The organism is Symbiopectobacterium sp. Eva_TO, from assembly GCF_053848865.1.
Genome location: NZ_JBSPEY010000004.1, coordinates 360,216 through 373,202, shown reverse-complemented (window position 1 = coordinate 373,202; position 12,987 = coordinate 360,216). Strand labels below are relative to the sequence as shown.

General features: G+C 52.8%; 8 protein-coding genes and 5 pseudogenes. 5 read left to right on the top strand and 8 right to left on the bottom strand.

What is annotated here, in order from left to right:
* Nucleotides 1–2 precede the first annotated feature (2 nt).
* Nucleotides 3–1,171 (bottom strand): IS3 family transposase gene (locus ACWWJF_RS03935; protein ID WP_455868400.1). Its coding sequence is split into 2 segments (ribosomal slippage): nucleotides 3–916 and nucleotides 916–1,171, totalling 1,170 coding nucleotides; the frame shifts between segments, so codons are not numbered across the junction.
* Nucleotides 1,172–1,306: 135 nt separating this feature from the next.
* A complete protein-coding gene (locus ACWWJF_RS03930) occupies nucleotides 1,307–2,638 on the bottom strand; it encodes an IS4 family transposase (protein WP_455868733.1) in 1,332 nt (443 codons plus the stop codon).
* A 125-nt stretch (nucleotides 2,639–2,763) separates the two neighbouring features.
* Between ACWWJF_RS03930 and ACWWJF_RS03925 the strand changes: the two are divergent.
* Together ACWWJF_RS03925 and ACWWJF_RS03920 are read left to right on the top strand one after the other, a co-directional pair.
* Nucleotides 2,764–3,162 (top strand): annotated as a pseudogene (locus ACWWJF_RS03925) (dihydrodipicolinate synthase family protein); the annotation flags it as partial.
* Between the two features lie 209 nt (nucleotides 3,163–3,371).
* Nucleotides 3,372–4,671 (top strand): annotated as a pseudogene (locus ACWWJF_RS03920) (MFS transporter).
* Nucleotides 4,672–4,714: 43 nt separating this feature from the next.
* Here ACWWJF_RS03920 and glpE read toward each other — a convergent pair.
* Nucleotides 4,715–5,047 carry a thiosulfate sulfurtransferase GlpE gene (gene glpE, locus ACWWJF_RS03915; protein WP_455868732.1) on the bottom strand — a complete coding sequence of 111 codons (333 nt, stop codon included), beginning with the start codon at nucleotides 5,045–5,047 and terminating at the stop codon, nucleotides 4,715–4,717.
* A gap of 223 nt (nucleotides 5,048–5,270) precedes the next feature.
* Here glpE and agp point away from each other — a divergent pair, with 223 nt between their 5' ends.
* Nucleotides 5,271–6,524 (top strand): bifunctional glucose-1-phosphatase/inositol phosphatase, encoded by a 1,254-nt coding sequence (gene agp, locus ACWWJF_RS03910; protein ID WP_455870917.1) that lies wholly within the window; start codon nucleotides 5,271–5,273, stop codon nucleotides 6,522–6,524.
* Between the two features lie 366 nt (nucleotides 6,525–6,890).
* Here agp and ACWWJF_RS03905 read toward each other — a convergent pair.
* From ACWWJF_RS03905 to aroL, 4 genes and pseudogenes are all read right to left on the bottom strand, one after another.
* Nucleotides 6,891–7,265 (bottom strand): annotated as a pseudogene (locus tag ACWWJF_RS03905) (integrase core domain-containing protein); the annotation flags it as partial.
* 180 nt (nucleotides 7,266–7,445) lie between these two features.
* Nucleotides 7,446–8,111 (bottom strand): annotated as a pseudogene (locus ACWWJF_RS03900) (helix-turn-helix domain-containing protein); the annotation flags it as partial.
* Between the two features lie 435 nt (nucleotides 8,112–8,546).
* The gene (gene ppnP / locus ACWWJF_RS03895) at nucleotides 8,547–8,831 is read right to left on the bottom strand and encodes a pyrimidine/purine nucleoside phosphorylase (RefSeq protein WP_222158316.1); all 285 of its coding nucleotides are present in this window, start codon (nucleotides 8,829–8,831) and stop codon (nucleotides 8,547–8,549) included.
* A 55-nt stretch (nucleotides 8,832–8,886) separates the two neighbouring features.
* Nucleotides 8,887–9,411 (bottom strand): shikimate kinase AroL, encoded by a 525-nt coding sequence (aroL, locus tag ACWWJF_RS03890; RefSeq protein WP_455868731.1) that lies wholly within the window; start codon nucleotides 9,409–9,411, stop codon nucleotides 8,887–8,889.
* Nucleotides 9,412–9,576: 165 nt separating this feature from the next.
* Between aroL and ACWWJF_RS03885 the strand changes: the two are divergent.
* Nucleotides 9,577–10,420 (top strand): annotated as a pseudogene (locus ACWWJF_RS03885) (IS5 family transposase).
* Nucleotides 10,421–10,589: 169 nt separating this feature from the next.
* Nucleotides 10,590–10,925: a carbohydrate-binding protein gene (locus tag ACWWJF_RS03880; RefSeq protein WP_455868730.1), complete on the top strand. Its 336-nt coding sequence runs from the start codon at nucleotides 10,590–10,592 to the stop codon at nucleotides 10,923–10,925.
* Between the two features lie 81 nt (nucleotides 10,926–11,006).
* Here the strand turns inward: ACWWJF_RS03880 and glmS are convergent, their stop codons facing one another.
* Nucleotides 11,007–12,839 carry a glutamine--fructose-6-phosphate transaminase (isomerizing) gene (glmS, locus tag ACWWJF_RS03875; protein WP_455868729.1) on the bottom strand — a complete coding sequence of 611 codons (1,833 nt, stop codon included), beginning with the start codon at nucleotides 12,837–12,839 and terminating at the stop codon, nucleotides 11,007–11,009.
* Nucleotides 12,840–12,987 lie beyond the last annotated feature (148 nt).

Here is a 12,987-nt window from a genome sequence, read left to right as displayed (position 1 = left end):
GGTCAACTAATATTGGCCACCGCATTAGACTGTATGTAGAACAGTCGCTCAGATTCGTTTGGAGTTAAGCCGCCGTTATACCAGTGAGGCCGGATAGCGCTGTAATACCCCGTGATGTAGCGGATAATCGCGTCCTGGGCTTCGCTGAAGCTGTTGTAACCCTTTGTCGGCACCCATTCTGTCTTCAGGCTGCGGAAGAACCGCTCCATTGGCGCATTATCCCAGCAGTTACCCCGCCGACTCATACTCTGCTTTATCCGGCAGCGCCACAGGGCTTGCCGGTATTGACGGCTGGTATAGTGGCTGCCCTGGTCGCTGTGGAACATGACTCCTGTTGGTTGTCCCCGGAGTTCCCAGGCCATCTGCAACGCTTTAACTGTCAGCGCCGAGTCCGGCGACGTCGACATGGCCCAGCCCACCGGTTTGCGGGCGAACAGATCTAGCACCACCGCAAGGTAAGCCCAGCATTTGCCCGTCCAGATGTAGGTCACATCGCCGCACCAGACCTGATCCGGCGCGGTAACCGCGAACTGGCGGTTGAGATAGTTCGGTATTTCAACGTGTTCATTGCCGCCGCGTTTGTATTTGTGAGCCGGTCGCTGGCAGCTGGCGATACCCAGCTCCTTCATCAGCTTGCCAGCCAGCCAGCGCCCCATTTTGACACCAGAGCTGCCGGTGACGATGGTCGCGATACTTCGAGCGCCGGCAGAGCCGCCGCTGGCGTTCCAGGCTTCCATGACGCGACTACACTTAACCACGCGCTCACCGTCGGGTTCATTAGCGGAAGCCTGCCAGTGCCTGTAGCTGCTGCGATGTACCTCAAAAGTTTGGCACAACGCCGTGACCGGGTATCGCGCCCTCAGCCTGTCGACTACCGTGAACCGTTGAGTGAGTCCGACATTAAGAGCGCCGTAGCCTTTTTTAGGATTTCGTTCTCCATTTCAAGGCATTGGACTTTTTTCTTCATCTCACGCAGCTCGAGCTGTTCAGGGGTAAGAGGAAGTCCCGTTGGCGTTTTTCCCTGTCGTTCAAGGCGAAGCTTATTGACCCAGCGACTAATGGCAGAATGGCTGACATTAACCGCCTCTGCGGCCTTAACGTATGTGTAGCCGTGGTCGACAACCAGCTTTGCGGCTTCGAGCTTAAATTCCGCCGTAAAATGTTTACCCATGAGGTCACCTGTCGTGTTGATGAGGTGAGCATATCACCTCCGATCAGGTGGCCAGTATCAGTGTGCCACTACACACCGGCCGTTTCGTGGTACTGAAAGACGTAAGCTGCGATTTTGACACCGTAACCCACCTCGTTATACACATCTCTGTTCGTGCCTGAGCGCGCGTAGCGTTTCGGCGGCCGTCATGACTTTCTGCAAGCCTTTCCAGATAGTTTTTGCGCCTGGTTCACCGTCGCCTTTTCGAGCAAGAAAGCCTCCGAGTTGCGCAACTAAGCGCAATACTTCGTTTAGCTTAGGGCGGCCCTTGGGCATACGCTTGTTCATCAGTAGGTAAGCGCCATGAGTCTCGTCGGAATCAAAGAACAACATTGCGTCTAGCTCTGGACAGGTTCGTCCCATACGCATTAAATAGGCGATGCGCCATGCCACGATCATGAACAGCGCCAATGCCCGCTCAATGCGATCCACGGTCGATAACTGTAACGCTTCGACACAGCAGCCGTTCTTCAGCACATTGAAGAACATCTCGATTTCCCATCTAGCCCGATACCAGTCGATCAGCTCCACGATATCTTCTCGTCCTTCAGGTACGCGATTGCTCAGCAACCGCCACTCGACCGGCTTCACGCCTGCTGGCGGCTCAATTTCCTTGGCTATCACACAAGTCACTGCCAACCCGCAACGCAGCGACACTCGCTTCACGCGCAGCGCCTGTTTCACCGTACGCGCCTTCTGCCCCGCGCGAGCCGCCATAACGAATTGGATTTCTCCCACCGGCACGGTCTTTCCAACCTTCTGCCAAAGCTTCTCATTACAGTCCAGACTGCGATTATGAGTCGAGCGGATCAACCAGTCAGCCGGAGTGCCAAGGTCATCAGCGAGCTGCATCAACGCCTTGATATCCGCTTCGCGATCGGCTAAGTACACCAGACGTGTGTTTGGCAACTCCGAGGCGAGTTCAGCAACTCGCTCGTATCCCTCGAGCCAGCGCGTACTCTCCTTGATCCCATCGCGTTTTCCGTCTGCATCCTTCGGCTCTCTTGCCCACATCCACGCATCCAGTACGCCCAACCCCACGCGATCCGGACTGACCGCGTAGGTCGGATGCAGGTACAGACCACGCCTGGCTTCGTAGTTCAAGGGACCCAAGCCTTTGATTTGCTGCCCGTTGAAGTCAAGCTCGGTAGTGTCTTGGATACACAGCACAACCTCGTGTTCTCGGATCCTTTCCTGCGTACGCTGCCAGTGAGGTTGCAGAATGTCTCGCCATTCGAATGCTTGGTTCTCCATGAAGCGGTAAGCACCCAGCGTCTCAGACCATCCGAGGCACGCATGCGGAATGCTGGCTTGCGGATTCTCAGCCAGCCGTATCAAAAGCCCTTTGGCACGCTTATTGAGCCTCGTGTCACCAAGATTTACCCCTTCCAGTTCTTGGTGTGCCCAGCCATCTGAATCCCGTGTCATTTTTCAGCGCCGTAAATGGCGATAGTACACGTCGGTTTCACTTCATTTACAACCCCACTGGCTGCCTATTTCAGCCCGCTAACCCTTGGCATATAAGGCGTTGCGGACTTGTGTATAACGAGGTGACCGTAACCCACCGCGTCAAACTGGTGCAGGACACCCCGCTTAATATCATCAACGCCAATGCCGCCATTGCCTTCCCGGCAATGAAAGCGGGTTCGCGCGGTTTTAGCGGCGTGTTCACCAACTTCCACCCAGAACTGTACGTGTGGCTGTATCACCACCATCAGGAAAACCCAGCGCTGGCAGATGAACTGGCCGATTTCCTGTCACTGTCTGCCGTTACTGAAACGCTGGGCTATCCGAAAAACGCCAAAATTTACCATCAACGCCGCGGCACCTTTGACAGCATTCACTGCCGGGTAAACAAGGATGACGTGCTGGAGAAATTCTGGGGATTGACCGTGATCCTCGATCAGATTCGCCACGGCACCGCGCATTATCAGAAAAAAATTGCGCAATAAAAAATAACAACAACGAGCGGGAACACCTCGTGATTCCCGCTACGAAAAATAAAAAAACCAGGGGATTTTCAGCATGATCGTATGTGACCAACGTGATTGGGCGCAAGAACAGCACGCCCTGCATCCTACAACAACGTCCTTACAGCCAGACTCACGGCGAATCGTTTATTCGCAGATTCCTCTCAGCCTGCTCACGGAAAATAAATAAAATGAAAGAGACAATATCGTTATCTCAACCTGCTGCTGTTACACCACCAATGCAAAAAATATCCCGTTTGCGTTGGAGTATTATTCTGGTGTTGCTGATCGCCGCCGTGGTGAACTACCTCGACCGCGCCAACCTCAGCATCGCCAACACCACGATTTCCAAAGAGTTCGGCTTTAGCGCCACCCAGATGGGCCTGCTGCTTTCGGCCTTTTTGTGGCCCTATGCGCTCGCCAACCTGCCTGCAGGCTGGCTGGTCGATAAATTCGGGCCAAAAAAAAATGTTTTCCTGGGCGCTCGGCCTGTGGTCAGGGTTCACCATTCTCGCGGGTTTCGTTAACGGCTATTCGATGTTCTATGGCCTGCGCATGATGCTGGGCATCTCTGAATCACCGTTTTTTACCTCCGGCATCAAGATCACCCATCGTTGTTTCCCCAGCAATGAACGCGGGCTTCCCACCGCCATCATCAATACTGGCTCACAGATCGCCAAAGCCGTTGCACCGCCAATCCTGACCATCCTGTTGTTAACGCTGGGCTGGCGCGGCATGTTTATCGCCATTGGTTTGGCTGGTATCCCGATTCTGCTAGTGTGGCTGAAGCTGTACCGTAACCCGACGCCAGCAGAAGAAGTGCAGATCCACGGCGAAGCGGAAGCCGCTGAGGCGCAACAAGCGAATCAACCCAAAGCAAGCTGGGGCTCTCTGTTTAAACACAAAACCACCTGGTTCATGATTCTGGGGAACTTCTCCATCATGTTCACCATTTGGGTGTACCTGACCTGGTTGCCAAGTTATCTGGAGAGATCGCTCGGCTTCAGCCTGATGAAAACCGGCTGGGTGGCCTCCATCCCGTTCTTTGCCGGGATCATGGGCGTGTTGGTGGGTGGCGTGATTTCCGACCGATTGATTCGTCGCGGCACTAACACCATTACCGCACGTAAAATCCCGATCGTGTGCGGTGCAGCACTGGCCGCCTGCTTCGTGGCACCGATCCCCTTCGTGCACGACACCACGCTGTGTATCGCGCTGCTGTCACTGGGCTACTTCTGTTCTCAGATGCCGTCTGGGGTTATCTGGACATTGGCAACAGATATCGCACCGAAATCGCAGGTGGCTTCTCTGGGTGCCATCCAGAACTTCGGCGGATTCCTCGGCGCTGCCAGTGCGCCGATCGTCACCGGCATTATTCTTGATGCAACGGGCAACTTCACCAACGTCTTCCTGTTTGGTGCCTTCCTATTAATGCTGGGGGCCATCAGCTACGGCTTCTTTGTGAAAAAACCGCTTCAGGCCGCGGAATAACCTTGCCCTATCCCGACGCGTCATTGCGTCGGGATGTTCAACTTCACGCGTTGTCCGACGCTGCCGCCACATCCTGTGGAAAATCACGCTGCCAGGCTTCATAACCGCCATCCACGCTGTATACCGTCTCAAACCCCAGGCTCAACAGGTACTGTGCCGCATTACGGCTGCTAATGCCGTGATAGCACATCACCATCACCGGCTGATCGAGTTCTGCTTCACGCACAAAATCAGACAGCGTTTCATTCGTCAGGTGCACCGCCTGCGGCACATGTCCGGTGGCGTAACTTTGCGCATCGCGGATATCCACCATCACGCCGTGTTTCTGCCAGCGCTCATAGGCTTGCTCAATGCAGAGACTCTCAAACTGTTCCATACGAATACCACCTCGAGACAAAGAAAACAGGCATTACGGCACAGCGCACGCCAATGTGAGAGAGATGCTACTGTTTCAGTAAGGTAAGTCAATCGTCACCTTTCTGTAATAAAATATTTTTTCGTTATGCGAAAAAAGAGCCATGATGAGAAAGATCGCATTTTCACGCATCCGTTATGCGTGTCATGTGCGAATGTGTCATTCACTCACCAGGAGCATCACCATGTCTTTACAACGAAAAGCCCTGTTTTGTCTCCCGCTGTTACTGCTCGCAGCGCTCACTTTCCCCGCCGCCGCGCAGGATGGCTACACGCTCGAACAGGTCGTGGTATTTAGTCGTCACGGCCTACGCGCCCCATTAGCCAGCCCAAGTAGCGCACTGGGCAAGGTCACGCCGGATGCCTGGCCACAGTGGGATACCCCCAGCAGCTACCTGACCACGCGCGGTGGCGTATTGGAAGCCTATTTCGGCCACTATTTTAGCGAATGGTTGGTGGATAACCGCCTACTGGCCGCCGATACCTGCCCGACGGATAAAGACGTCTCGTTCTATGCCAACAGTCTGCAACGCACCATCTCCACCGCACAATATTTCGCAGTGGGTGCGTTCCCCGGTTGTCTGGTGCCGGTAGTGCACAAAGAAAAATTGGGCACGATGGATGCCACCTTTAACCCGATCATCCACAACGACAGCACCACGTTTAAACAACAGGCCATCGATTCCATTAATCAAAAAGCCGGTGAAGGTGGGGTGAAAGGGCTTAATGAGCGGCTGAAACCGGTATACCAACAGATGGCGGAGATCATTCGCTACAAGGATTCCGCCAACTGCAAGCAGGATAAACAGTGCGACCTGATGGCACAGGAAACTGACGTGAAGATTGAGGCTGGCAAAGAGCCAGGTGTGGTTGGCCCGCTGAGAACCGGCACCTCAATTGCTGATGCCTTTATCCTGCAATACTACGAAGGCACTCCGATTAACAAGATCGGCTGGGGACGCATCAAAGATGAGAAGCAACTGGCTGATTTGGTGTCGATCAAAGAGTACTACAACAGCGTAGTGTTTAGCGCCCCGGTGGTTGCCAAAGCCGTCTCGGCCAATCTGGTCAAAGCGTTGGCCGGTTCGTTTGGCGAGCAACAGCCCAAATTCACCTTCCTGGTCGGTCACGATTCAAACGTTGCATCGCTGTTCTCCGCACTGGGCGTGAAACCGTACCATCTGCCGCACCAATTGGAAACCACGCCGATCGGCGGCAAAGTCGTGTTCCAACGCTGGCGTGATAACACCAGTAACAAGGCACTGTTGAAAGTGGAATACGTGTATCAATCGACTGAACAGCTTGCTACGCTGGCACCGCTTAACCGCGCCAATCCCCCGCAGCGTGTGACGCTAACGCTTAGCGAGTGCCCGAGCAACGATAAAGGTTTCTGTTCGTTTGAGGATTTTGAGAAAATTACCAAGGCGCTAACCCAGTAACGATCCTGGTAGTGTGTTTAAAGGTAACGCCAAAAGCCGATGCAGAAGATGTGGTTTGGTCTTTTGCTCGCGTAAAGAATCACGCTGAGGCGGGCGTGATCGCCGGGTGAGTCGCAGGGATGCGGCGAAAGTTCCCGCCGCGTCTGGAACGCGTCGGGAACAGCCCGAGCGGCGGACACGAACGCCGAAGGCACCGCGTAGCGGCGTGATTTCTCGCGAAAAGCCTGAAGCCACGAGGCAGCGGCAATTGAGCGCCTCGTGTCGGGCGCGCAACAACGGTTGCAGAAACTGGCGCAGGTTAGCGCGCATGTATTAGCTCAGACCTGATCTGACAGTTACCGGTTATTTATACAGGTGTCTGTCAGATTAAATCTGGTTCAGATTTTTTTCTGCCCAGACTCGTTTACCATCAAGTAACGTGGCCATTGGCGTACGCCCGCAGCACATTTTACCCTGATGAGTTCGCTCATTATTGTAATGCCACAACCAGTTGTCCAGATCCTTTTGTAGACTTTCTAGGTCCTCGTATAACGTCTTACGGAACGCAACCTGATAAAAATCCTGCAAAATAGTTTTATGGAAGCGCTCGCAGATACCGTTTGTCTGCGGAGACATCGCTTTCGTTTTCGTATGGTCTATATCGTTGATAGCCAAGTACAGCTGATAGTCATGTTGTTCCACTTTACCGCAGTACTCCGTCCCCCTGTCCGTCAGTATTCTTAGCATTGGCAGCCCCTGAGCCATATCGTTATACACATCTTTCTAACGCACTGTTTAATCAATGAGTTACGGGTTTATCTCAGAGTAGCATTTTGAACCTCAAAAAGCCAATGGGATGGCTTGAATGCCTTAATTCACGGGGTTCTGAGCATCCTGTTCAAAAAATGGCCAAAAGATGTGTATAACGATATGCCCCTGAGCTTCGTAGAACGGCAGCACGCGATCATTGAGCAGGTCGGCGGCAGAGATCGGTGCTTTACTCGTGTAAAGCTTGCAGTGCGCCACTTTCGAGTACGTATCCACGAACGTCTGCTGGTAGATACGGCCAACACCTTTCAGATTACCCACGTAGAAGGTGTCCTGCGACCCCAGATAACCCGGGTGAGCAGTCTCTATTTCACCACAGGCTTCGTCGTCGTGCGCCTTCTTCTCCAGTGCAGCGATTTGAGCATCAGTAAGTACGATGCCTTCTCTGGCAACTTTTTCCTCAAGTGCCTTCAGGCGCTTACGAAAGTTTTCCAGATCGTGTCGTTGCCAGATGGAGCGCACACCGCTGCCAGAAATGAAGACGCCTTTTTTACGCAGCTCATTACTGGTCCGGTGCTGGCCATGAGCCGGGAACTCAATGGCGTAATCAACAACCGCACGTTCAGTGGCTTCATCAGCACGGTTTTTCAGGTTGGGAACCCGGCGGTTTTGGTTAACCAGAGCGTCAATACCGCCTTCTGCCGCCAGTTCCTGATAGCGATAAAACGTGTCGCGTGACACCCCCATGATTTTACAGGCTTTTGATACGTTACCGAGTTCTTCGGCGAGATTGAGCAGGCCGGCTTTGTGTTTGATGATGGGATTGTTAGTATGAAGCATGAGAGTTACCTCGTGTTTTGTATAAGGATTCGACACCCATATCAAAACCGGTAACTCTCAACCTTTCAAGGTCCAGTGTCAGAGCAAGTCGCGACTAATACACATTAAGACATGCACTTCATGGTTCATTACCAGATTGGCATAAAAAATCATTTTATTTCATCAAATAAAATGATATCACCGGGATAGTGTGCTTATTAATAGATATAAGAAAAAGATATGAATATTGAGCGAGTTATTCGCTGTTTACCCAGCCAATGAGTGGCCTGGCGCACAGGGTGATAATTTCAATAGGTCACCACAAGCGTTTCTTCGACGCCGAGGGTGCACGACACTGCGACCGAATAAAAACCTGACTATGGACGTTTTTTCAAGATGAAGGTGCTTTGATGCCGTTGGCGAGGTGAGGTTGCCCCTGCATGCAGGGGCAATAAATCAGAGGTATTTGCACAGATAAGAGGTCGGTTCAGCCACTTGCAGGTAGAACTCACTGTTGCCCGGCACAGAAAATACGGCACCGGGTCCGAACACTTGCCATTCATCGCTGCCCGGCAGTTTTACCGTCAACGCACCGCTCACCACGGTCATCTCTTCCGGCTGCCCAGTACCAAAGGTGTACTCTCCCGCTTCCATTACGCCCACGCTGGCACGGCCGATGGAGTCACTGTCAAAACCGATAGATTTCACTTTTCCAGAAAAATATTCATTAACATTCAACATAAGTACAGCTCCTGTGGTCAGAAACGAGAAGAAAGAAATAACAGACGAAAACCGCTTATGAGGCGGCAGAAACACGTAACATTTGCAGGATATCAGTCACGATAACATCTGGTGTTGCAGAGGCAGCGACCACATGGTGTGCCACATCACGGTACAGCGTCTCACGCGCCGCCAGCACGTCAGCCATCTCGTCAACAATTGGGCGTCCCGTTAAGGTGGGGCGTTGATGCGCTTCAGGGCAGGCTTCCAGACGATCGCCCAATAGCGTCGCAGAGGCAAACAGATAGATGACGATCCCCTGCGAGCGCATAAACTGACGGTTTTGCGGTGAAAGCACCATACCTCCGCCAGTGGCAATGACACAGCGCGACTGTGTCACTTGTTGCAGAGCGACGCTTTCTCGCTGGCGAAAACCGTGCCACCCTTCATTGGCAACCACCTCTGCCACGCTCATTTTGCTGGTTTGCTGCATAAACAGATCGGTATCGGCAAACTGGTAACCTAACGCACGCGCCAACGCATTGCCGACCGTGGTTTTACCGCATCCTCTGGCCCCAACCATAAAAATGGGCTGTGACATGTAATGACCTACCCTTCTCACTTTCCCGGCGGTTTCCGGGACGCATTAATCGATATCAGTTGGCATCATACCGATAAAGCATGACAACAAGAAAGCCTCTGAAGACTAGGCTGTGTCCCTTAACCCCATGAGTTATAATAACTTTTTTCTACATCATTTTGAACTATGGCTCGCTACGACCTTCCCGATGAAGCATGGGCTATCATCCAGCCCTTACTCCCTGCTGAACCAGCAACACCACAGGCCGGACGCCCATGGGCTGAGCATCGCATGATTATCAATGGCATGTTCTGGGGCTGTGCTCTGGTGCCCCATGGCGTGATTTACCTGAGCGATACGGCCCATGGAAAACCGTTTATAACCGCTTTAACCGATGGTCAAAATCGGGAGTCATTAACCTTATTTTCAATAAGTTACTTTCATCACTTGATGCCCATGGCCTCGTGGACTGGTCAGCGACTGCGCTGGATGGTAGCAATATCAGGGCGCTGAAATGTGCTGCCGGTGCTCAAAAAAACATCCCGATATCACCGGAGATAATGGTCTGGGTCGCTCTCGAGGTGGTTTTGGCACCAAAATCCATATGGCTACAGACGGAAGTGGTCTTCCGTTAAACATCGTGTTGAGCCCCGGTCAGGCTCATGAAAGTCAGTTTGCACTACGTCTTTTGGACGGTATTGGTGTTCAACGCCATAACGGCAGTATGAAACGCCGTGGTCATGCGGTACTCGCTGACAAGGCGTACTCCGGGCATGTATTACGTAACGAGCTGAAAAACAGAGGTATAAAAACTGTTATCCCCCGGAAATCCACTGAAAAAATGGCGGTGGATGGTCGTTCAAAGCTCGATCGTGACGCCTACCGCAATCGGAACGTTGTTGAACGGTGCTTTGGCCGTCTGAAAGAATACCGTCGCATTGCGACACGTTACGACAAAACGGCGAGGAATTATCTGGCAATGTTGAAACTGGGCTACATCCGCCTGTTTTACCAGAGGTTATGTAATTAAGGGATACAGCCTAACACCAACTTCAATTTGTATCTCAGTGCTAACTCTTGGGGAGATAGCGTAACGACAACGGGTTTCGGTAGTTTACAAAATCTCCCCCGTTCCCTTACGCACCTACACGGCAGGACTTTCTGGAACCGGTGCCGCAACAGCACTATTGACTGGAGCAATGGCAGTAATACAGTCCTACGCCAGAGCGACTTATCGCGTAATATTTAATGCTCGAGATATGCTACAAGTAATAGAACGCAGTGGTTCACGACAAGCAGAAGGGCAGGGGATCGGCGTTAGACCCAATGTGGCTGCAGCGCTCACAGAGGTTGATAATTTATTAAGCGGCGCGGCACCACTTCCGCCGTTCCGTCCATGGCAAGTGGGTGTACAGTATTTAGTAGGGGATCGGGTGTCCTATGACGGGCTTAATTACATATGCATTCAACAGCATATAGCACACGCAATAACCTGGAGACCACCGCAGGCTCCAACACTTTGGAGAAGAATTTAGCAGCGTGTTTCTGATTAGTACAAGCCAATACCGGGCACTTTCTGCCCGGTATTTTTATCTACAAATCAATCAGATTAGCAGTTACTCTACCGTCACCGATTTCGCCAGGTTACGCGGTTGGTCAACGTCAGTGCCTTTGATCAGGGCCACGTGGTAGGAGAGCAACTGCAACGGCACGGTGTAGAAGATTGGGGCAATCACGTCTTCCACATGCGGCAGCGGAATGATGCGCATGTTTTCGCTGCTGGTAAAGCCCGCTTCTTCGTCGGCAAACACATAGAGCTCACCGCCGCGTGCGCGCACTTCTTCGATGTTGGATTTCAATTTTTCCAACATCTCATTGTTGGGCGCAACCACCACAACAGGCATATCCGCATCAATCAACGCCAGCGGGCCGTGCTTCAACTCACCCGCCGCATACGCTTCTGCATGGATGTAGGAGATCTCTTTAAGCTTCAGCGCTCCTTCCATTGCGATAGGGTACTGATCGCCGCGTCCCAGAAACAACGCATGGTGCTTATCAGAGAAACCTTCTGCCAGAGACTCAATCAGCTTGTCCTGTGACAGCATCTGCTCAATACGCGCAGGCAGCGCTTGCAGACCGTGGACAATATCGTGCTCAATCTGGGCATCCATACCGCGCAGACGGCCAATACGCGCCACCAGCATCAGCAACACCGTTAACTGGGTGGTAAACGCCTTGGTGGACGCCACGCCAATTTCCGTACCGGCTTTGGTCATCAGCACCAAATCGGATTCACGAACCAGCGATGATCCTGCCACGTTACAAATAGCCAGCGATCCCAGATACCCCAGCTCTTTGGACAAGCGCAGTGCTGCCAGCGTATCCGCCGTTTCACCGGACTGAGAGAGGGTGATCATAAGGCTATTGGCGCGCACCGCCGGTTTGCGATAGCGGAATTCAGAGGCGATTTCCACATCACAGGGCATACCCGCCAGTGCTTCAAACCAATAACGCGATACCATGCCTGAGTTGTAGGACGTACCGCAGGCAATAATCTGAATATGCTGCACTTTAGCCAGCAGTTCATCCGCTTTTGGACCCAGTTCAGACAGATTCACTTCACCGTGGCTAAAACGCCCTTCCAGGGTGTTTTTGATCGCCAACGGCTGTTCGTAAATCTCTTTGTGCATGTAGTGGCGGTAAGCGCCTTTGTCACCCGCGTCATAATTGACTTTGGATTCAATCTCTTCGCGTTCAACCAGTTCGCCCGAACGGTTGAAAATGCGCACAGTGCGGCGCGTCACTTCGGCCACGTCGCCTTCTTCCAGGAACATAAAGCGGCGGGTCACTGGCAACAGAGCCAGTTGGTCAGACGCAAGGAAGTTTTCACCGATACCACGGCCAATTACCAGCGGGCTCCCAGAACGAGCAGCCACCAGCACGCTCGGATCGCGACTGTCCATCACTACCATGCCGTAAGCGCCACGCAGTTGAGGGATAACGCGTTTTACCACGTCAACCAGCGCGCCGCCGGTTTGTTGCTGTTCCCAGTGCACCAGGTGCGCAACCACTTCGGTATCGGTTTCGGAAACAAAGCGATAGCCACGCCCGATCAGCGTTTCACGCAGCGGTTCATGGTTTTCGATAATGCCGTTGTGAACGATGATAATAGGGCCGGAGACGTGCGGGTGCGCATTCTCTTCTGATGGCTCACCGTGCGTTGCCCAACGGGTATGAGCAATGCCCGTACCGCCCGCCAGCGGATGCTCTTCCACCGCTTGCGCCAGCATCTGCACCTTACCCAAGCGACGTACGCGGGCAACGTGTTCCTCTGCGTCAACCACCGCCAACCCCGCAGAGTCATAACCACGGTACTCAAGGCGGCGAAGCCCTTCTAACAGAATTTCAGAAATATCGCGTTGCGCAACTGCGCCTACAATTCCACACATGGATGTGTATTCCTATACGCGTGACATATTGTGTCACTTTCGACGTCTTAGACCTGATCGTGCCGGTTTTTCCGGCGTCCCCGAGCCTTGTAGAGAGTTGGGGATTATTATGTTTTGCGGAGTGCTTTAGCCTAAAACACTGTGCAAA

Coding starts and splice junctions, on each gene's coding strand:
- aroL (WP_455868731.1), bottom strand. CDS start 9,411: ATGTCACAGCCCATTTTTATGGTTGGGGCCAGAGGATGCGGTAAAACC.
- ppnP (WP_222158316.1), bottom strand. CDS start 8,831: ATGTTGAATGTTAATGAATATTTTTCTGGAAAAGTGAAATCTATCGGT.
- glmS (WP_455868729.1), bottom strand. CDS start 12,839: ATGTGTGGAATTGTAGGCGCAGTTGCGCAACGCGATATTTCTGAAATT.
- glpE (WP_455868732.1), bottom strand. CDS start 5,047: ATGGAACAGTTTGAGAGTCTCTGCATTGAGCAAGCCTATGAGCGCTGG.
- ACWWJF_RS03930 (WP_455868733.1), bottom strand. CDS start 2,638: ATGACACGGGATTCAGATGGCTGGGCACACCAAGAACTGGAAGGGGTA.
- agp (WP_455870917.1), top strand. CDS start 5,271: ATGTCTTTACAACGAAAAGCCCTGTTTTGTCTCCCGCTGTTACTGCTC.
- ACWWJF_RS03880 (WP_455868730.1), top strand. CDS start 10,590: ATGGCAGTAATACAGTCCTACGCCAGAGCGACTTATCGCGTAATATTT.